Annotated in this window: 19 protein-coding genes; 10 read left to right on the top strand and 9 right to left on the bottom strand. The window is 72.2% G+C overall.

Features of this window, described 5'->3' with window-relative positions:
* Positions 1-327: 327 nt before the first annotated feature.
* A complete protein-coding gene (locus OM076_RS16630) occupies positions 328-1,476 on the bottom strand; it encodes a glycosyltransferase family protein (protein ID WP_270041146.1) in 1,149 nt (382 codons plus the stop codon).
* A 27-nt stretch (positions 1,477-1,503) separates the two neighbouring features.
* Here OM076_RS16630 and OM076_RS16625 point away from each other — a divergent pair, with 27 nt between their 5' ends.
* Positions 1,504-2,973, top strand: a complete 1,470-nt coding sequence (locus OM076_RS16625; protein ID WP_270041145.1) for a lipopolysaccharide biosynthesis protein — start codon at positions 1,504-1,506, stop codon at positions 2,971-2,973.
* On the opposite strand, the gene OM076_RS16620 is transcribed toward OM076_RS16625, so the two are convergent.
* A complete protein-coding gene (locus tag OM076_RS16620) occupies positions 2,945-3,886 on the bottom strand; it encodes a glycosyltransferase family 2 protein (RefSeq protein ID WP_270041144.1) in 942 nt (313 codons plus the stop codon). The genes OM076_RS16625 and OM076_RS16620 overlap by 29 nt on opposite strands.
* A gap of 79 nt (positions 3,887-3,965) precedes the next feature.
* Here OM076_RS16620 and OM076_RS16615 point away from each other — a divergent pair, with 79 nt between their 5' ends.
* Positions 3,966-5,021: a glycosyltransferase gene (locus OM076_RS16615; RefSeq protein ID WP_270041143.1), complete on the top strand. Its 1,056-nt coding sequence runs from the start codon at positions 3,966-3,968 to the stop codon at positions 5,019-5,021.
* Here OM076_RS16615 and OM076_RS16610 read toward each other — a convergent pair.
* Positions 5,000-5,518: a GNAT family N-acetyltransferase gene (locus OM076_RS16610; protein WP_270041142.1), complete on the bottom strand. Its 519-nt coding sequence runs from the start codon at positions 5,516-5,518 to the stop codon at positions 5,000-5,002. The genes OM076_RS16615 and OM076_RS16610 overlap by 22 nt on opposite strands.
* Positions 5,519-5,557: 39 nt before the next feature.
* Here OM076_RS16610 and OM076_RS16605 point away from each other — a divergent pair, with 39 nt between their 5' ends.
* Entirely contained in the window at positions 5,558-6,670 is a 1,113-nt protein-coding gene (locus tag OM076_RS16605; RefSeq protein WP_270041141.1) for a glycosyltransferase, read from the top strand.
* Entirely contained in the window at positions 6,667-7,281 is a 615-nt protein-coding gene (locus OM076_RS16600) for a sugar transferase (RefSeq protein WP_270041140.1), read from the top strand. Before OM076_RS16605 ends, OM076_RS16600 begins: the two co-directional genes overlap by 4 nt.
* A gap of 3 nt (positions 7,282-7,284) precedes the next feature.
* On the opposite strand, the gene OM076_RS16595 is transcribed toward OM076_RS16600, so the two are convergent.
* A complete protein-coding gene (locus tag OM076_RS16595) occupies positions 7,285-7,989 on the bottom strand; it encodes a DUF3105 domain-containing protein (RefSeq protein ID WP_270041139.1) in 705 nt (234 codons plus the stop codon).
* Between the two features lie 32 nt (positions 7,990-8,021).
* A complete protein-coding gene (locus tag OM076_RS16590) occupies positions 8,022-8,852 on the bottom strand; it encodes an alpha/beta fold hydrolase (RefSeq protein ID WP_270041138.1) in 831 nt (276 codons plus the stop codon).
* Positions 8,853-8,871: 19 nt separating this feature from the next.
* Here OM076_RS16590 and OM076_RS16585 point away from each other — a divergent pair, with 19 nt between their 5' ends.
* Entirely contained in the window at positions 8,872-9,723 is an 852-nt protein-coding gene (locus OM076_RS16585; protein WP_270041137.1) for a GNAT family N-acetyltransferase, read from the top strand.
* A gap of 53 nt (positions 9,724-9,776) precedes the next feature.
* Positions 9,777-10,649: an SDR family oxidoreductase gene (locus tag OM076_RS16580; RefSeq protein ID WP_270041136.1), complete on the top strand. Its 873-nt coding sequence runs from the start codon at positions 9,777-9,779 to the stop codon at positions 10,647-10,649.
* 172 nt (positions 10,650-10,821) lie between these two features.
* On the opposite strand, the gene OM076_RS16575 is transcribed toward OM076_RS16580, so the two are convergent.
* Both OM076_RS16575 and OM076_RS46130 read right to left on the bottom strand, forming a co-directional pair.
* Positions 10,822-11,700 (bottom strand): haloalkane dehalogenase, encoded by an 879-nt coding sequence (locus tag OM076_RS16575; RefSeq protein ID WP_270041135.1) that lies wholly within the window; start codon positions 11,698-11,700, stop codon positions 10,822-10,824.
* Positions 11,697-12,998: a transglycosylase SLT domain-containing protein gene (locus tag OM076_RS46130; RefSeq protein WP_270041134.1), complete on the bottom strand. Its 1,302-nt coding sequence runs from the start codon at positions 12,996-12,998 to the stop codon at positions 11,697-11,699. The genes OM076_RS16575 and OM076_RS46130 overlap by 4 nt, the downstream gene beginning before the upstream one ends.
* 39 nt (positions 12,999-13,037) lie before the next feature.
* Here OM076_RS46130 and OM076_RS16565 point away from each other — a divergent pair, with 39 nt between their 5' ends.
* Genes OM076_RS16565 through OM076_RS16550 form a run of 4 tightly spaced genes read left to right on the top strand, consistent with a single transcriptional unit; the run spans position 13,038 to position 16,861 of the window.
* Positions 13,038-14,135, top strand: a complete 1,098-nt coding sequence (locus tag OM076_RS16565) for a quinone-dependent dihydroorotate dehydrogenase (RefSeq protein WP_270041133.1) — start codon at positions 13,038-13,040, stop codon at positions 14,133-14,135.
* 3 nt (positions 14,136-14,138) lie between these two features.
* Positions 14,139-15,155: a winged helix DNA-binding domain-containing protein gene (locus OM076_RS16560; RefSeq protein ID WP_270041132.1), complete on the top strand. Its 1,017-nt coding sequence runs from the start codon at positions 14,139-14,141 to the stop codon at positions 15,153-15,155.
* 27 nt (positions 15,156-15,182) lie between these two features.
* Positions 15,183-15,770: a cytidylate kinase-like family protein gene (locus OM076_RS16555; RefSeq protein ID WP_270041296.1), complete on the top strand. Its 588-nt coding sequence runs from the start codon at positions 15,183-15,185 to the stop codon at positions 15,768-15,770.
* Entirely contained in the window at positions 15,767-16,861 is a 1,095-nt protein-coding gene (locus OM076_RS16550) for an acyltransferase family protein (protein ID WP_270041131.1), read from the top strand. Before OM076_RS16555 ends, OM076_RS16550 begins: the two co-directional genes overlap by 4 nt.
* Here the strand turns inward: OM076_RS16550 and OM076_RS16545 are convergent.
* Together OM076_RS16545 and OM076_RS16540 are read right to left on the bottom strand one after the other, a co-directional pair.
* Entirely contained in the window at positions 16,831-18,309 is a 1,479-nt protein-coding gene (locus OM076_RS16545) for a glycosyltransferase family protein (RefSeq protein WP_270041129.1), read from the bottom strand. The two genes, OM076_RS16550 and OM076_RS16545, sit on opposite strands and share 31 nt — an antisense overlap.
* Positions 18,306-18,845, bottom strand: coding sequence for a YbhB/YbcL family Raf kinase inhibitor-like protein (locus OM076_RS16540; protein WP_270041128.1), 540 nt, complete (start codon positions 18,843-18,845; stop codon positions 18,306-18,308). Before OM076_RS16540 ends, OM076_RS16545 begins: the two co-directional genes overlap by 4 nt.
* Positions 18,846-18,863: the final 18 nt, after the last annotated feature.

The following is an 18,863-nucleotide window of genomic DNA, read 5'->3' as shown; positions in this document are numbered from 1 at the left end:
GTTGACCGTGCGCGTTTGAGGGACAGATCGCGGGTTTCGATCAGGTTCGCACTGGTCGAGTTGGCGCGCTGGTAGGGGTGACGAACAATTGAGTCCTCACAGGACGCATTTGTTCATCACCCCCTCGCGCATGACTTCTTTGCTCGCCGTAACCGATCACCGGAAGGCCCGGCGCGGACGGGGGTGTCAGCACCACGCCCGTAACTGTCGGTGTCCCGGCGCGGCGTCTCAGCGTGGGCAGGCGGACAAGGTGTGGTGCACGGGAGTCAGACCCGAAGGGCGCGCCACTTCCCCCTCCCCCACCCGGCGCAGTTGACTTTCACCCACTCACACCCGCTCAGACCCCAACCGCCCACTCTCGATCCCCAGCGCCTCCATCCGCTCCCACAGCGGCTTGTTCTGCGTATGCGCCGACTGGGCAAACGCCCACTCGCGCAACTCCAGGTCAGGCGCCGTGCGCACCCCCGCGCACGCCCGCAAAGCGACCACCCACTCGTCGACGGACGACGCGATCGTCACCGCCCGCTCCCACGTCCGCACCCCCGCCAGGTCGGGCGAGATCGTCCGCCGCCCGAGTCGCGCGTACTTGAGGATCCGGTACGGCAGGGCGGTGTCGTTGAACTCGGAGCGCTCGAACGGCACGATCCCCACGTCCGCCAGCAGGATCAGGCGCGCGGCCTCCTCGTCGGATCGCCGGCCGAGCCAGACGAGGTTCGGCGCTCGGCGGCACGCTTGGAAGTCGGGGTCGCGGCCGGACTCGTCCTCGTGCCACTCGCCGATCAGCAGCAGGACGAGCTCGGGCATCGCCTCGGAGATCTCGCGCAGCAGCTTCCAGTCGGTGCGGTGGCCGAGGTGCCCGAGCGACACGGCGACCACCGCCGAGCCCGGCGCGGGTGCTGGAAAGGAGTCGGCGGCGAGCGGGACGAGCAGCGGCGTCCCGCCCTCCTCGCGGGCGAGGTCGCCCAGAGCCTCGGACACTACGACCGTCACGGCCGCCCGCAGCGACGCGGCCAGGTGCAGTTCCTCCAGCCGCGCCCGCTGGCGCGGGGAGGCGTCGTAGGCGACCTCGTAGCGGTCCCAGCGCCAGTACCAGAGCTCGGCGTCGGGATGCATGGCGATCAGGCCGCGGGCGAGCGGGTACTGGAGCGGGTGGAAGATGACGATCGCGCGCGGCACGCCCGGGAGGCGCAGCCGCCGGGCCTGGGTCGCGGCGAGCCCGTCGGCGACTGACGCGGGCAGCCGCAAGTAGGCGCCGTAAGGCACGCGGGCGGGCTCGACGGCGACCACGCCCGGGGCGTCGAGCAGGTCCTGCGCCTGGTCGCGCAGGATGAAGTGCTCGAGCTGGCGGGGGAGCAGCAGGACGCAGATCAGCGGCGGCTCTTCGCCGGTCGCGCGCGCGGCCCGCTCGGCGATTCCGCCGAGCGTGTAGGGCGTGCTGCCGGCACGCCATCCGAAGCCGCCAGCGGGGTCGGTCATGCCTTGACGCTAGCGTCTTGCAGCGCGATGACGAGCTATCTGCGACGGCTGCTGCGCGCCGGGGCGGCGTACCAGCTCGCCGACGCGGTCTCGAAGGTGGTCGCGCTCGCGCTGCTGCCGATCTATACGCACCACCTCACGCCCGCCGATTACGGCACCGCGGAGCTGATGCTGACGACGATCATCCTCGTCAGCATCATCCTGCGCCTGGGGCTCGGGGAGGCGCTGGTGCGCTTCCACTTCCTCGACACGGATCCGGAGCGGCGCCGCAAGCTCGCGCGAACCGCCACCGGCTCGCTGTTCATCGCGACCACCCTCGCGGCGATCGCGATCAGCCTGCTCGCGGACCCGATCAGCCACGCGCTGCTCGACACCGACCAGCCCGGCGTGATCCGCGCCGCGGCGCTCGGCCTGTGGGCGTTCACGAACCTCGAGCTCGCGTACGCGCTGCTGAGGGTGGAGGAGAACGCGCGGGCGTTCGCGACCGCCTCGCTGATCAACGTGGCGCTGACCGTCCTGCTCACGATCTACCTCGTGGTCATCCGCGACGAAGGCGCGGTCGGCCTCCTGCTCGGCAACTACGTCGCCAGCGCCGTCGTCGTGATCGGCCTGTGGTGGACGCAGCGCGACGCCTTCGGCTTCCGGCCGGGCGGAATCGATCGCGCCCAGCTCGGCCCGATGCTGCGCTTCGGGCTCCCGACCGTTCCCGCGGAGGTCTCGGTCTTCGCGCTGTTCTTCATCGACCGCTTCTGGCTGTTCCGCTTCGAGGACGCCGCCGAGGCGGGTCTGTACTCGATCTCGGTCAAGCTCGCCGGCATCGTCGTTTTCACGGTCAGGGCGTTCCAGTACGCCTGGCCCCCACTCGCCTACAGCATCGAGGACGACGCCGAGGCGAGCCGCGTCTACGCCCGCATCACCACCTACTACGTGCTCTTCACGGGCGTCGTCGTCGCGGGTCTCGTCCTTCTCGGCCGCTGGCTCGTGCGCGTCTTCGCCGCTCCCGAGTACTTCCAGGCGCATGAGGCTCTGCCCTGGGTGAGCCTCGGCTGGGCGCTCTATGGCCTGTTCCTGGTCCTCGTGGCGATGGCCGGGCGCGCGCAGGTCACGGTCCGCAACGCGCCCGCGGCCCTCGTCGGGCTGATCGTGAACGTCGCGCTGCTCGCCCTGCTGGTCCCGCCGCTGGGCATCGCCGGCGCCGGCATCGCCCTCGCCGGTGCCTACGTGGTGATGCTCGTCGTGATGTGGGCGCTGATCCGGAACCTGTTCCCGGTCGCGTTCGAGTGGGGACGGCTGGCGCGCTTCACGCTCGTCGCGGGTGGGATCGCGGTCGCGGGGGAACTGCTGCTGCCCACGAGCGGCGCCGTCGGCTTCATCACCCGCGCGCTCGCGCTCGCCGCCATCCCACCCGTCCTCTACGCCGCCCGCTTCTTCCGCCCGGGCGAACTGCTGGCCGCCCGCAAGCTCGTGCTCAGGGCCCGGGCTTCAGTTGCCGGTTGAACTCCTCCGCGCCCTCGGCGAGGCCCTCGCCGCGATTCGGGCGCAGCGTCGCCGTGACGTGCTTGGCGTAGCGCTTGGGGTCGTGCCCCGGGAGGACCAGCGCACCCGCCGCCCGCAGCGCGTACGCGTAGGCCGTGAGGTAGCGCACCAGCGCCGCCGACACCGCGGAGTGGTGCTTGCGCATGTAGCGGTCGCGGTTGCGCGAGAACTCGACGATCCGGCGCGTCGGGACGTTGCCGGTCGAGAGCTGCTCGTGATGCACGGCCCTCGCGCTCGGCACGTAGAGCGTGTGCCAGCCGGCGCCGGCCAGCCGCCGGCAGAAGTCGACCTCGTCGGAGTACACGAAGAACTGCGGGTCGAAGTAGCCGATCTGGACCGCGGCCTCGCGGCGGACGAGCATCGCCGCCGACTGCACCCAGTCGACCGACCGCACGTCCTCGCCCGTGCTCTGCACCACGAACGCCTTGTGCAGGAACATCGCCGTCATCAGCGCGCTGCCCGGGGAGGGAAAGCGCCAGGCCGAGGGTTGCTGCTCGCCGTCGGGGCGAACGAGCATCGCCCCCGCCGCTCCGGCACGCTCGTCGGAGGCGAGCGCGGCGTGCAGCGCGACCGTCGCGCCCGGTTCGAGCTCGGAGTCCTCGTTGAGCAGCAGGCAGAACCGCCCTCGGGCGCGCCGCAGGAGCTCTGAGTCGTTGACGCCTTTGCCTCGGCGCTCGGTGAGCGCGATCACCTCCGTGGTGACCGGGTGCTGGCGCGCCACGTCCGCCGAGCCGTCCCGTGAGGCGTTGTCGAGCACCAGGACCTCGGTTTCGAAGTCGACCGTCGCGCGTTCGCGCGCGATCGCGTCGAGGCAGTAGCGCAGGAGGCCACGCTGCTCGGTATTGACGACGCAGAAGCTGATCTCGACGGACAAGGCGGTTTGCATCTTGCCGTACGGGGCCCCTGTTGACATGCGGACGTTCTCATGTTGACGGGTTCGTAGTCTGGAACCCGTGCGCGTCCACCTGGTCGATCCGGCGGCCTTCACGCCGCCCTACGACCGGGCCCTCGCGTCGGCGCTCGCCCGCGCAGGTGCCGAGGTCGAGCTGATCACGAGCCGCTTCGGCTACGGCGACGTGCCGGAGGCCGAAGGCGTGACCGTGCGCGAGGCGTTCTACCGCTGGGCGCCGCCCGCCGGCCGCCGCTACGCCCGGCTGGCGCAGCACGTGCCGGACATGCTCCGCTACCGGCGCAGCGCGGCACGCGCCGACGTCGTGCACTTCCAGTGGCTGCCCGTGCAGGCGCTCGACGCCCACCTGCTCCCCCGCAGGCGCCCGCGCGTGCTCACCGCCCACGACGTCCTCCCGCGCGAGCCCAAGCCGAGCCAGCTGAGCGGGCAGCGCAGGCTCTATGAGCGGATGGACGCGATCGTCGTGCACTCCGAACACGGCGCCGCGCGGCTGCGCGACGAGCTGCGGCTCGACCCGGGGAAGGTCCACGTGATCCCGCACGGCGTGCTCGACAACCTCGCGCGCACCGCGCCCGAGCCGCTGTTCGCCAAGACCAAGCCGGTGGTGCTCTTCTTCGGCCTGATCCGGCCCTACAAGGGCCTCGACGTGCTGCTGGAGGCGTGGCGGGAGGCGGCGCCGGACGCCGAGCTGTGGGTGGTGGGCATGCCGCGCATGGATGCCTCGTTCATCCACGGCCCCAACGTGCGCACCGCGCTGCGCTTCGTCTCAGGGGCGGAGCTGGCGGGTGCGTTCGAGGCCGCGGACCTCGTCGTGCTCCCGTACCGCGAGATCGACCAGTCCGGCGTGCTGTTCACCGCGCTGGCCTTCGGCAAGCCGCTGCTGCTGACGTCCGTCGGCGGGTTCCCGGAGATCGACGGCGCCGAGCTCGTCCCGCCGGGCGATTCGCACGCCCTCGCCGCCGCGCTCACCGCGCTGCTGGCGGATCCGTCGAAGCTCGACCGCATGGCCGCGGCGTCACGCGCGGCGGCCGACGGCCCGCTGGGCTGGGACGCCATCGCCCAGCGCACGCTGGAGCTCTACGCGGGGCTCCAGGCGTAGACCGCGTGGGTCGGCTCGGCAGATTCCGTCTGGCGCGGGGCGGGGCGCCGCTCGCCGGTGTCGAGGAACCCGGTGCTCTCGGCCACCCGCTGCGAGCCGATGTTCTCGATGTCGATCAGCAGCTCGATCAGCTCGAGCCCGAGCTCGGCGGCCGACCAGTCGCGCAGGAGCGTGACCGCGGCTGACGCGACGCCCTTGCCGCGCGCGTCGCGGGCGACCCAGTAGCCGAGCTCGCCGTAGCCGGGCGCCCGGTCGAGCTCCATCACGCTGATGTTGCCCAGCAGGGCGCCGTCCTGGCCGATCGCCAGGAACGCGTGCGACTTCCCGGCCTCGCGCTCGGCGACGACCCGCGCGAGGTAGGCGTCGGCGTGCTCGCGCAGGTAGGGCTTGGGGACGCCGGTCCAGCGCTGGATCTCGGGGTCCTGGCAGGCGACGAAGAGCGCCTCCGCGTCGTCGTCGCGGGGCGGGCGGAGGGTGATCACGCCGTCGGTCAGCACAGCGGGGATTGTGCCGCACCTGCCACCATGCTCGCCGCCTTGCGCGCACTGTTCTGGATCTCCGCCGGATTGATCGCCTGGACGCAGGTGCTCTACGCACCCGCCTTGGCGCTGCTGCGCCGCCTGAAGGGCTCGCCGCCGGTCGCGCCGACCGGCGAGTTCGAACCCTCGGTCTCGCTGGTGGTCGCGGCCTACAACGAGGAGTCGGTGATCGCGGCGAAGGTCGCCAACGCGCTCGCGCTGTACTGGCCGCGAGAGCGGCTCGAGGTGATCGTCGCCGTCGACGGGGCGAGCGACGCGACCGCCGCGCGCGCCCGCGCGGCCGGCGCGGACCTCGTGCTCGAGCTCCCCCGGGGCGGCAAGATCCGCGCGCAGGACGCCGCGGTGCGCGCGGCGCGCGGGGAGGTCGTCGCGTTCGGCGACGCCAACGCGCTGTGGGCGCCGGACGCCCTCACGCAGCTGGTCAAGCCGTTCGCGGACGCGGACGTCGGCTACGTCTGCGGCCAGGTGACATTCACCAACGAGGCCGGGACCAACCAGGAGGGCCTGTACTGGCGCTACGAGATGTTCCTGCGCGCGCAGGAGTCCGCGCTGGCGTCGGTCACGGGGGGCAACGGCGCGATCTACGCGGTGCGCAAGGAGGCCTACGTCGAGGTCGACCCGATCATGGGCCACGACCTCTCGTTCCCCTTCCGGATGGTCAAGAACGGCTGGCGGGCGGTCTACCAGCCGGCGGCGCGCGCGGAGGAGAAGATGGTCCCGTCGATCGAGGGCGAGTGGGCGCGCAAGCGCCGCATGATGTCCCACGGCTGGCCGATCGTGATCAAGGGCGGCCTCGCCGACCCGCGCGGCTACTCGCCGCTCTACGCGCTGATGATCGTCAGCCACCGCCTGCTGCGCTACGGCACGCCGTTCCTGCACCTCCTCACGGGCCTCGCGACGCTCGCCCTGCTGCGCTCAGGGCGCATCTACCGGCTCGCGGCGGCGGCCCAGGCGGCGCTGGTGCTCGCCGCCTTCTCCGGAGTGAAGGCGAAGCCGACGCTGGTCGCCCGCTACTACGTGCTCACGACCGCGGCGCTCGCCGCCGGCCTGTACGACTGGCTGCGCCACGGCACGCCCGCCGGGTGGGACGCGCCGGAGGGCACGCGGTGACGGTCGCGCCATACCTGTACTCGCGCCGCAAGCGCGCGCTCGACGTGGCGCTCTCGGGTGGAGCGCTGCTCGTCGCCGCGCCGGTCATCGCGCTCGCCGCGGCGGCGGTGAGGCTCGAGTCCCACGGCCACCCGATCTACCGCCAGCCGCGGGTGGGCAAGGACGGACACGACTTCGAGGTCATCAAGCTGCGGACGATGGTCTCCGGCGCCGAGCACATCGGCGCGGGGATGGCGGTCGACGAGGGCGACGCGCGCATCACCCGCGTGGGCGCGCTGCTGCGCCGGACGTCGATCGACGAGCTGCCGAACCTGGTCAACGTGCTCCGCGGCGAGATGTCGCTGATCGGGCCGCGCCCGACGCTGCGCAAGCAGGTCGACGCCTACACCGACCGGCAGCGCCGGCGGCTCGCGGTGCGCCCTGGCCTCGGCGGCTGGGCGCAGGTCAACGGCCGCGCGTCACTGCCCTGGCCCGAACGGATCGAGCTGGACATCTGGTACCTCGAGCACGCGTCGCTGCGGCTCGACCTGCGGATCCTCTACCTCTCGGCCCGCATGGCGCTCACCGGTCACGGCCTCTATCGAGGCGAGACCGGTGGCTGGCGCCAGTAGTCCCTACGGCACGACCTCGGGACCCTTGTCGATGTAGGTCTCGCGGAAGGTCCGCAGCGCGTCGAAGACCTTGGGGTTCATGGTCTTGCAGCCGAGCTGGTGATCCCACGCGGTGGCCGCGACCGCGAACGGCATCTTGGTGCCGTTCTGGAAGAGCAGCATGTGGTAGCCGTCCTCGTTCTCCTTGAAGAACGTCTCGAGCTGGGCCACGGTCGTGGCCGGCGTGCCGGGCGCGTACTGGACGTCGATCCGGCCGTGCTCGAGCGTGTGCACGAGCTTGCCGAGCTCCGGCGTGTCACCCGGGTTGTAGATCCCGTCCTGGTACCACTCGGGGAAGTGGTTGCCCGACGTCGGCGGGTTCTGCTTGTAGTCCGACGGCTTGAATTCCTTCTCGATGTGCCCGGCGCCCTCGTTGGGGGCGTCCTTGAGCGTGCAGCCGGCGGCCGCGGCGGCCTTCTTGATGTCGGAGATCTGCTGCGCCGGGATCGCCGCGGAGCCCTTGGGCACGCTGGCGGCGGGATCGTCGCTGCTGCTGTTGCCGACCACGAAGACGAGGACGAGCACGACCGCGATCACGGCGACGGAGCCGAGCACCCCGCCGAATACGAGCTGCATCCGCTTGCGTCGGGCGGCGCCTGCCTGTTCGGCGGCTTCGCGTTCCTGGCGCTCGCGCTTGCGGCGCTCCTTCTCCTCTTGGCGACTCGACATCCGGTGCGTGAGGGTAGCGACGAATTCTGTGTTTACGACGCGCGAGCGCGCGAACGCGCCGCGCGCGGGCGCCAGCACTGCTCGGCGAAACCCGCGATCTCGCCCGTCAGACGGCGCGGCGCCACCCGGAGCTCGAGCAGCGAGCTGGCTTCCAACAGCCGTGCGTTGGGCAGCTCGCTGACCAACATACCCGCGTCCGAGAACGGGTGGATGAGGTCGTACTGGTGGCCGATCACCAGCGCCGGCGTCTCCAGCTTCCGCCGCTCCTCGCGCGGCGGCGCGGTGCGGCCGAAGAACAGGCCTTGGAGCACCGCGGCGCTCGGCTCGGGGTCCTGGCGGATCCAGTCGAGCAGGATGTCGGCCTGCCACGGCAGCGTCCGCCGCGGGATGAGCCGCGCCGCCCGTGCCAGCAGCCGCATCGCCGGCTCTCCCGCGGTCAGCGCGAGCATCAGCGGCGTGAAGGCGAGCGCGGCCCCGAGCAGCGCGTGGTCGAGCACCGGCATCTCGATGACCATGCCGCGGAAGCGCTCCGGCGCGCGCGCGACCGCCTCCAGCGCCGCGTTCGCGCCCAGCGACGTGCCCATCACGACCGCCTCCGGCTCGCCGAGGTGGTCGAGCAGCGCCACGATCTGGGCGCCGAAGGCCGGCATCGAGTAGCGCCACTTGTCGGTCGGGCGGTCGGACTCGCCGTGCCCGAGCAGATCGAGCGTGACCACGCGGTGCCCGCGCTCCGCCAATGACTGTGCGAGCGACTCGTGCATGTACTGCGAGAACAGCAGTCCATGCAGGAGGATCGTCAGGCGCGGGCCTTCGCCGTGGACGGTATAGGCGAGACGCTGGCCGTCGAGCGAGAAGCTGCTCATCGTCTTTAGGCTAGGCCGCATGCCGGTGATCCGACCGATGACCCTGGATGACGTCCGTGCCGCGATGGAGCTGACCGGTGCGACGTTCGACGATCTCTCACGGCGCATGGGCGAGGAGCCCGAACCGCCTCCGCCGGACCTGGACGCGGCCGCATTGCGCTACCGCATGTTCGTGACCCAGGACCCTGAAGGCTCGTGGGTCGCCGAGGACGAGCAGGGCCTCGCGGGCTGTGCGCTGGCGACCAAGCGCGAGGGCATCTGGGGCCTCTCGCTCCTGATCGTCCGCCCCGGGACGCAGTCCGCCGGCGTCGGCTCCGAGCTCCTGCGCCGCGCCCATGCGTACGCGAGCGACGCGAAGGGCCGGATCATCCTCTCCTCGGCCGACGCGCGCGCGGTCCGCGCCTACTCGCGCCTCGGGCTCGACCTGCACCCATGCTTCCTGGCCACCGGCACTCCGAAGGGCGTGACGGCGCCTGCCGGGTTCCGCGTCGGCACCGCCGACGACATCGGGTTCTGCGAGACCGTGGACCGCTTCGCCCGCGGCGGAGCGCGCCGCTCGAGCATCGAGACGCTGCTGGCGATGGGCCAGACCCTGTATGTGTTGCCCGAGCGCGGGTACGCCTTCTTCGGCGAAGAGTCCCTGCGCACGATGGCCGCACTCGACGAGGACAGCGCGGCCGCGGTGCTGCGCGGCGTGCTCTCTCGCGTGACCGGTCAGACGCGGGTCGGTTACCTGGACGCGGCCCAGCAGTGGGCGGTACCCGTGCTGCTCGAGGCCGGTCTCGACGTCAGGGGCGCGAACGGCCTGCTCTTCCTGGGCGGTGACGTCGGCGGGTTCCATCCCTATCTGCCGAGCGGCGCCTTCCTGTGAGTCTCGACACAAGTTGCCCCTGATTGGCCAAATCGGCCTCCATAATTGACGTCATGTCCAAATCTCCCCGCTCGCTGAGCGGCAAGGTCGCCGTCGTCACGGGCGGCGCCCGCGGCATCGGTCAGGCGCTGGCCCGCGCGCTCGCACGAGAGGGGGTCGTCGTCGCGATCGGCGACCTCGACGCCGGCGCCGCCTCCGCCGCGGCAGCCGAGCTCGGCAACGGCTCCATCGGCCTCGCCCTCGACGTCACCGATCGTCCCGGCTTCACCGCGTTCCTCGACGAGGTCGAGCGCCGTCTCGGCCCGCTCGACATCATGATCAACAACGCCGGGATCATGATGGTCACGCCGCTGGACGAAGAGACCGACGCGAGCATCACCCGCCAGCTCGAGATCAACCTGCATGCAGTCATCCACGGCACGCAGGAGGCGATGCGGCGCATGAAGCCGCGCGGCACCGGCCACATCGTCAACATCGCCTCGCTGGCCGGCCGCGCCGCCGCCCCGGGCCTCGCCACCTACGTCGCGACCAAGCACGCCGTCATCGGCCTCTCGGAATCCGTCCGCGCCGAGCTGCGCGGCACCGGCGTCGAGGTCACCGTGGTCATGCCCGGCTTCGCCAAGACCGAGCTCGCCTCCGGCGTCCCGGACCTGCGCATGGTCAAGCGGGTCACGCCGGAGGAGATCGCCGCCTCGACGATCGCCGCGATCAAGGTCCCGCGCTTCGACGTCTGGGCGCCGCGCCGCCTGTCGGCGATCATGTGGCTCGGCGCTGTGCTGCCGCGCACGTGGCGCGAGGCGGTGTCGCGGGGGATGAACTCCAACCGGGTCGTGGCGACGGATCCGCGGGCGCGGGCGGCGTACGAGGCGCGGGCGAATGCGAGCGCTCCGGGGGCGGACGAAGTGTTGCTCGAGGACGCGGCGTAGGGACGAAAGTCAACTGCGCCGGGTGGGGGAGGGGGAGTGGCGCGCCCTTCGTTGCTGCCTGCCGTGTGTTCGCTCGGTGCGCGGCTCAGTCGGCTCGAAATGTCGTGCTGGGATACGGTGCGAACCTGATCGAAACCCAAGATGCGCGCCTTAAACGCGCACGTTCGGCCTTTCAGCCCACCAGCCAGTCAGCGATGATCGCGCCGACCTCGTCGCCCCGGTCCTCCTGGAGGAAGTGTCCGGCACCCGCGATCACCCGCGGCGCCGGGACACCGAGCTCGGAGGCAAACCGCTCACCCGCCGACAGAGGCAGCGGCCGGTCCTCCGCACCCCAGAGCAGCAAAGTCGGCCGCTGATCGTCCCGCAGAGCGGTCAAGACCTCGTGGCCCGTCGTCGCACCCACATCGGCCGGCGTCAAAGGCACGAGCCCCGGGAACGCCCGCGCACCCGCCTTGCTCGCCTCCGACGGAAACGGCGCGTCGTAGGCGGCGGCGACCTCGTCGCCCGGGTCGACCGCGCACCCGCGGCGCACCACCAGGCCCACCGGTAGCTCGTCCACGCGGTCGACGAAGTCCGCGAAGCGGTGCCAGGCGTCGCTCATCCCGTGCTGGCCGGTGAAGATGCCGGTGTCCATCAGCACGAGGCGGGAGACCCGCGCGCGGTGCTCGACCGCGAGCCGGAGGCCGATCGGGCCGCCCCAGTCGTGCAGGACGAACGTGGCGTCGCGCAGGTCGAGGTGCTCGAGGAGCGCGCCGATGGCCGCGGTGTGGCGGTCGTAGGAGTACCAGCGCTCGTCGATCGGCTTGTCCGAGCGGCCGAAGCCCACCAGGTCCGGGAGGATCACGCGGTGCCCGGCGGCGACGACCGGCGGGGCGACGTTGCGCCAGAGGTAGCTCCACGTGGGCTCGCCGTGCAGCATCACCACGGGGGCGCCGTCGCCGAGGTCGACGTGGGCGAGCCGCAGGCCGTCCCACGAGCGGAACGCCGGCGCCCAGTCGAAGCCGTCCAGCCCGTCGAGCAGGACGTCGGGGGTCCGGATGGCGTCGGTCACTTGGCTTTGCCTCCGAGTCGGTCGAGCAGCGGTTCGAGCACCTTCGCGTCGCGGGAGGCGGTGATGGAGATCGAGCTGGCCGCGCGCGACCACGCGATCACGTTGAGGACCTGGAGGCGGTCGAGCGCGAACTGGAAGGCCTGCGCCTGCTCCGGCGACGAGTACGTGCGCGAGACGCGGAAGGTCCAGCCGCCGTCGTCGGCGCCGGTCACGCGGAGCGTCGGCGCCTTGGAGATCTCGCGCACCTGCGCCGCGGCGTAGAGCGCGGCGCCGAGCGCCTCCGGTCGCAGCTTCACGCCGGGCGCGGCGGCCAGCGATGTGTCGGCGGTGACGTTGGGCAGCGAGCGCAGATCGCCCTGTGGTGCACCGTCGAGCAGGAGCGTGCGGGCGCTGTCGTCGGCCGTCTGCAGCTGCGCGGTCCGGACGAGGCGGTCCTTGTCGGTGCGGGCGAGGTGCATGATCTGCATCGCGGCGGAGAGCTTCCAGTAGTAGTTGGAGGAATCGTCCCCGAAGCTCGCCAGCTTCGCGTACGCCTTCGCGTGGCGCAACGGCGTCGAGTCGAAGTACAGCTCGGCGTACGAGCGGCGGCCGCCGCCGAACGCCTTCAGGACGTTCTCGAGGTTCCCGATCCCCATGTGGTAGGAGACGAACGCGAGGTCCTGGCGCCCGAACCGCTCCCGCGCGATCTTCAGGTAGCGCGCCGTCCCGGCCAAAGCCTTCGCGGGATCGAAGCGATCGTCGACCCGCCGCCGCGCGCGGTTCAAGGCCGCCGCTCGCGGCAAGTTCCCGTCGCGCAGCGCCTGGTTGAACCGCCGCGTGTAGCTCGCGCTCTTCACCGTGTCGACCTTCATTCCGAGCAGGCCCGTCGCGGTCTCGGCGAGGATCTGCGTCAGCCCCGCGGCGCTCTGCACGCCGCCCGGCGCCTGCGCTTCGGGCCGCCCGGCGCTCTCCAGGAACACGAGCGCCTCGAGCCGGTTCGGGTCCACGCCCGCGGCCTTGGCGGCGCGCTCGATCGGCTTGCGGTAGCGCGCGACGCGCTCCGCGGTCACCGCCGCGCCGTTGGGAGAGCGGGTGTAGAGCAGGTGCGCGGTCCCCGCGGCGGCGCGCGCGGAAAGGTCGGCCGAGCGGTTCTGAGTCCACGCGAACGGGTCCGACACCGCCCGCCCGTTCTTGGCGCCGGGAGGGGTCGGGATGACGGGGACGTTCTCGTCTCCCTTGGTGGTCGGGCGCAGGACCAGCGCGATGACCACGCAGGCGGCGAGAACGGCGGCGACCAGCGCGACGCGGAGGCGGAGCACCGCACTTAGGGTGGCAGCGTGCCGATACGCTGACCTTGCGTGCGCCCGTACGAGCTCCTCTTCAAGCACCTGCTCCGGCGGCTGGACGCGGAATCGGCGCATCGCCTCGGAATGTCCGCGCTGGCCTTCACCGCGAGATTCCCGCCGGTCCTCGGGCTCATGCGCCGCGCGCTCGCGCCGCGCGACCCGGTGCTCCGCGTCCAGGCGTTCGGGTTGTCCTTCGCGAGCCCGCTGGGCGTGCCCGCCGGCATGGACAAGGAGGTCACGGCGTTCGAGGGTCTCAATGCGCTCGGCTTCGGGTTCGTCGAGATCGGGACGATCACGGCGGTCCCGCAGCAAGGCAACCCGCGCCCGCGCGTGCACCGGCTGATTGAGGACCGCGGCCTGCTCAACGCGATGGGCTTCCCGAATCCGGGCGCCAAACTCGCCGCCCAGCACCTCGCCCGCCGCGGCCCGCGGGGGATCGTCGCCGTCAACGTCGGCAAGTCCAAGGTCGCGCCGCTCGACGAGGCCGCCGCCGACTACCGGGCGACGGTCTCCCAACTCGCCCCGCTCGCCGACTTCATCGTCCTCAACGTCAGCTCGCCCAACACCCCGGGTCTGCGCGAGCTGCAGACCGTCGAGCATCTCGGTGAGCTCCTGGACGCCGTCGAGGCCGAGCTCGCCGCCCTGCACCTCTCCAAGCCCGTGCTGATCAAGATCGCGCCCGACCTCGGCGACGACGAGCTCGACGCGGTCGCGGACTTCGCCGTCGCCCGCAAGGTCGGCGGGCTGATCGCCACCAATACGACGATCTCACGCGACGGCCTCACCACCGACCCCGGACTGCCCGGCGGCGTGTCCGGCGCGCCGCTGAAGGCCCGCTCGCTGGAGGTGCTGCGGCGCCTGTACGCCCGCGTCGGCGACGAGCTGCCGCTCGTGTCCGTCGGCGGGATCGAGACGGCCCAGGACGCGTGGGATCGCATCCTCGCCGGCGCGACGCTCGTCCAGGGCTACACGGGGTTCGTCTACGGCGGCCCGCTCTGGCCCAAGCGCCTCAACGACGAGCTCGCCCGCCGCGCCCACACCGCCGGTGCGACCTCGATCCAGGCGCTGGTGGGAGCCGAGCACCGCCTCGAGGCCTCGATCGCCGCCTAGCCGGTGCGCTGGGAGTCGGTCCTCGCCTGGCGGGTCGCCCGCCAGCATCTCGCCCGCCGCTCCACCGACCCGCTGCAGGTCATCTCCGACATCTGCGGCCTGCACGCCCAGGTGCTGTCCTCCGCCCAGCTGACGTTGTGGGCGCGGGTGCAGGAGCCGCCGGACGTCGAGGATCTGCTCTGGAAGGACCCGCAGCGCCTCGTCAAGACCTGGGCGATGCGCGGCACGCTGCACCTGCTGCGCACCGACGAGCTGCCGCTCTATGTGGGCGCGCAGGGCGGATTGAAGCCCCGGTACGAGCAGAACGCGTGGCTCAGGCACTTCGAGCTCACGGCTGAGGAGGCGCAGTCGATCCTGGTCGACGTCCCGAACGCGCTGCGCGCCGGCCCGCTCACCCGCGACGAGCTCAGCGACCGCGTCCACGCCGGCCTGAGCCGCGGGTACGGCGACCTGCTCAAGCCGGTCGCGTTCCGCGGCGACCTGATCTTCGCCGAGTCCGCCGGCCAGAACGTGCGGTTCGCGCTCCCAAAGCCGTTCGAGCGGATGCCGGTCGAGGCGGCGACGAAGGAGCTCGCCCGTCGCTTCCTCACGCGCTACGGCCCGGCCACGCGCGAGGACTTCGCGAAGTGGTTCGGCGCGCCGTCACCCGCCGCGCCCGGCCGCTGGATCAAGGCGCTCGGCGCCGAGGTGACCGAGACCGCGTTCGGGTGGATGCTCGGCGCCGACGTCGCCGCCTGCGAGGCGGCCGAGCCGGAAGGCGTGGTCAGATTGCTGCCCGCGTTCGACCAGTACGTCGTCGCCGCGCCGCGCGATGACCGCGCGACGCCGGCACCCGAGCGCATCTACCGGCCCGGCGGCTGGTTCTCTCCCGTCCTGCTGGTGGACGGCGTGATGGCGGGCGTGTGGGCCCGCGACGGGGACACGGTGACGATCGAGCCGTTCGCCGCCGTCGACCGCGACGCCGCCGAGGCGGAAGCCGCCCGCCTCCCCGGAACGCCCACTGTCATCTGGCACAGCTAACCTCCGCGCACGCCGCCGCTCGTCACCATTTCCGCGTCCTATGGGGCCGGCGGGAGCCAGATCGGCCCCGCAGTGGCCAAGCGCCTCGGGGTCGAGTTCCTCGACCGCGCGATTCCGACGCGGGTCGCGGATCGGCTGCAGGTCCCGCTCGACGAGGCGCTCGCCCACGACGAGTCGCTCGGCGACGCGATCGGCCGGCTCGTGTCGACGTTCGCGCTGCTGCCGGAGCTGGCGGGCGCGATGGTCCAGGCGGGCTATGTCGCGGGCGAGGACTACCGGCGCGAGACCGAGCGGCTGATCCGGGAGCACACCGAGGGCGGCGCCGTGATCCTCGGGCGCGCCGGCGCGGTGATCCTGCGCGATCATCCCGACGCGCTGCACGTCCGGCTCGACGGCCCTCCCGAGCGGCGTGAGGCGAACGCGATGCGGCTGGAGGCTCTGGGGGCGGAGGACGCGACGCGGCTACGCAAGAGCGGGGACCGGGCGAGGGAGGCCTACGTGCGCCACTTCTACGGCTGCGACTCCCGCGACCCGGCGCTCTACCACCTCGTGATCGACTCGACCGCGCTCTCGAACGAGACCGTCGTCGACATCATCGCCGCCGCGGCGCGGTGAGGTTCGTCGGCGCCCTTGAAGGGCTGCGCGGGTACGCGGCCCTCCTGATGGTCGTCTACCACGCGTGGGTGCTGACCGGCGGCCCGCTGCTCGGCGGGGGACGCGCAGTGCTCTCAGGCGGGTTCCTCGCCGTCGACCTGTTCTTCGTCCTGAGCGCGTTCGTGCTCACGCTCCCCGCGGCGCGGAGCGGCGAGTTCGGCGCCTGGCGGGACTACGCGATCCGGCGCGCCGCCCGGATCGTCCCGGCCTACTACGTCGCGCTGGCGACCGCCCTGATCCTCTTTCACCCGCTCGCCGGCCCGGCGGCGGACCGGCGCCCGCCGACCGTCGACGGGCTGCTCGCCCACCTCAGCTTCCTGCAGGTCGAGGCGCGCCTGATCCCCGGCTACGACGGCACGCTCGGCTTCCGCGTGGACCCGCCGCTGTGGACGCTGTCGGTCGAGGTCGCGTTCTATGTGGCGCTGCCGTTCGTGGTCATCGCCTTCCTGAAGCGGCCGCTGCTGTGGCTCGTCGCGGCGGTCGCGGGCACCGTCGTGCTCCGGGCGCTGGCGCTGCACCTCGCCGACACGTCCACCGCGGACCGTCTGCTTTCGCTCCCGCCGATGTACGCGGCCGACTTCGCGGCGGGGATGGCGGGTGCGTGGCTCTACGCGCGCGGCGTCACGATCCGCGGCTGGATGGCCGTGGTCGCGCTGGCGGCGGCGCTGGCCGTGCTGTGGGCCTCGGGCGCCGCCACGGCCGACGCCGCGCGGCTCGGTGCGCGCCAGTCGCTCTGGCTGGCCGTCGCGACCCCCGCCGCGTTCGGCGCGCTGGTCCTGACGGCCGCCGGGGCGAACGTGAAGTGGGCCGACAACCCGGTCGCGCGCTGGCTCGGGAAGGTCTCGTTCGGCGTCTTCCTCTTCCACTTCATGGTCATGCTCTTCTGCCTGAACACGCTGGGGTTCGGGCGGGGGACGAACCGGGACTTCGTGGTGCTGCTGCTCGCCGGGGTCGCGGGCTCGCTCGCCGCCGGCTACGCGTCCTGGCGGCTGGTCGAGGCGCCCGCCCGGCGGCGGGTGCGTCAGGCGCAGCTCACGTACGCCGCGAGGTAGGTCCCGCGGGCGACGAGCTGGAAGTCCGGGCCGGGGACCTGGATCAGCGGGTCGTCGTCGAGCTGGTCGAACGGGCCGTAGGCGGGGTGGACGAGGAAGCGGCGTCCGCCGGTGACGAACAGCGCCACGCCGCGCGTCGTCTGCCCGGCATGCGGCAGGCGGGTGCGCGGGAGGACGTCGTCCACGCCCGCGTCGAGCAGATAGCGGACGTCGGGGACGAGCTTGTGGTTCGGGACGGTCACGGGGCCGCAGCGGCGGCCGGCGACGACGCGCGGGTCCGCGAGCAGGCGGACCATGTCGGCGTGCACGACCTGCCGGCTGTGCAACTCCCAGCGGATGTGCTCGAAGTGGAAGCGCGAGACCGTCCAGCCGGCGCCGAGCACGATCACCAGCCCCGCGCCCGCCGCCCAGATCCAGCGCGCCCGCGTGCGCAGCACCGACCACCCGCCGAGCGTGAACGCGGCGAACAGCGTCAGCGCGAGCGCTGAGACGACGAGGTAGCGGTTGATCACCGCGAACCCGCGGATCGAGAGCGCGAGGAAGGTCGCGATGCCGAAGACGAACAGGAAGCTCGGCAACGCCAGGCGCGCCCGCGGGCGGACGAGCGCGAACGCGAGGCCGATGCCGATCACCCCCGCGATCAGCACCGGCGGCTTGGTCAGGTCGTTCATGAAGTGCACGAGGCGCTCGGGGAGCCGCTCGATCGGCACGCGGCGGCCGAGCGAGAGCGCCGAGCGCGTCGTGTAATTCGACGAGTACAGCGGGTCGCCCGTCACCAGCCAGTCCGAGGCGGTCCAGACGACCGGCGCCACGAGCACCCAAAAGACCTCGGAGAGCCGCGGGAGCCGGCGGTCGGCCAGCAGGAGATAAAGCGCGTAAGCGCCGCTGAGCAGCCACGCCTCGGGCCGCAGCAGACCCGCGCAGGCGAGCAGCGGCCAGACGGCGCCGCCACGCCGCGGGCGCTCGGCCTCGAGCGCCGCCGCCCACACCACGAGCGCGAGGAACGGGACGTCCACGTACCCGCGCGCCGCCAGGAACCCGTAGTCCAGCCGCGACAGCAACAGCAGCGCGAAGATCCAGCCGACGACCTCACCGAAGAGTGCGTTGGCGAGGCGGAAGCCGCCGATCACGAGCGCGACGAACGCGGCCACGCACACGCCGACGACGGCGCGACTGCCGTCCTCGCCCAGCGTCGCGAGCACCGTCGTGATGGCGACCCAGAGCGGGTGCTGGGTGGGTGCGCGGTAGGCGTCGAAGCTCGGGAGCCGGCCGTGCAGCAGCTCCTGGCCCCACGCGAGCGAGTAGATCGAGTCGAACGCCGAGTACGCCGGGACGCTGACGAACAACGCCAGGGCGGCGAGGGCGAGCGCGGCGGCGGCGATCAGCCGTCGCCGGCCCCAGACGGTCAGCGCGAGGCCTGCGCCAGACGCCTCGCGCTGCGTGATCAAGCGGCGAAGAGCGGTCGCATCACGCCGCGAGCGAGCGTGTGGAACGCGAGGTTGAAGCCGACGATCGCCGGTGTCGCGTCCTCGGTCACGCCCTCCAGCGTCTCCACGTCGAGCGCGTGGACGGCGAACACGTAGCGGTGCGGCGGGTCGCCCTCGGGCGGAGCCGCCCCGCCCCACGCCCTCTCGCCAAAGTCGTTGCGCACGTGGAAGGCGCCCGCGGGCAGCTCCCCGCCGCTGCCGGCGCCGCTCGCGAGCTCCGTGGTCGAGGCGGGCAGGTTGATCAGGACCCAGTGCCAGAACCCGCTGTGCGTCGGGGCATCAGGGTCGAAGCAGGTGACCGCGAAGCCCTTCGTCTCCTCCGGGAAGCCCGACCAGCGCAACTGCGGCGAATGGTCGCTCTCACCCCCCGCCATCGGCGCGATGAAGCTCTTGTCCATCAACTCGCCGTCGGTGACCTCGTCGCTCTCGAGCGTGAACTCGGGCTTGGACGGCAGGTGGTCGTACGGATCCGGTGCCTGCGGACGTTCGAGTGCCATGGTCGGGGAAGCTACCCG

The sequence above is a fragment of the Solirubrobacter ginsenosidimutans genome (assembly GCF_027587205.1).
The sequence above is the reverse complement of the archived record's forward strand: the minus strand, read 5'-3'. Positions and strand labels throughout refer to the sequence as shown.